This is a genomic window from Ruegeria sp. AP12 (assembly GCF_056540025.1).
Genome location: NZ_JBQFVZ010000323.1, coordinates 1 through 535, shown reverse-complemented (window position 1 = coordinate 535; position 535 = coordinate 1). Strand labels below are relative to the sequence as shown.

The 535-nt window shown below is 60.4% G+C and carries 1 pseudogene; it reads right to left on the bottom strand.

The window, feature by feature from the left end:
* A pseudogene (locus ACR0E6_RS23000) lies at positions 1-535 on the bottom strand (hypothetical protein); the annotation flags it as partial.

Genomic DNA, 535 nt, shown 5'->3' with positions numbered 1-535 from the left:
CGGCGGCAAGCTCTCGCCACATTGCGGCTGCGCTGGGAAGCTCGCCTGCGGGGATGTCCAGCAGCCCCTCGTTTGCATCTTCCTCAACCTCTTCCGGTTCGGGCTGCGGCATCAGCCGCACTTCGACCAGACCGTTAGTTTCGGGCTCTGGTTCAAAGTCATCGTCATCGCTGCCCGACTGTTCCGCCATCAAAGCCGTGATCGACGAGACCGAAACCTCGATCCCAGGCGCATCAGGCTGGTCTTCTGTGTCCTCCGTCGGCGCAACCTCGGGTGTTTTGGACAGGGTCTTGTTGAGCGACAACAGAAGGTCTTCGGATTCCTCAGCCTCAGGCGCGGCCTCAGCCACATCATTTGCGGCGCTGGGCGTATCCTCCTCTTCGGCAAAGACATTCTCATCTTCGTCTTCCGCGCCCGAGAATTCGAACACGTCCAAATCCGCTTCGGTGTCCGCGAAAGAGGACAGGTCCAGCGGGTCTTTGGGCCCATCTCTGAACTGGGCGCGCAGCTGGTCCTCTTTCGTCTCAGCGGATTG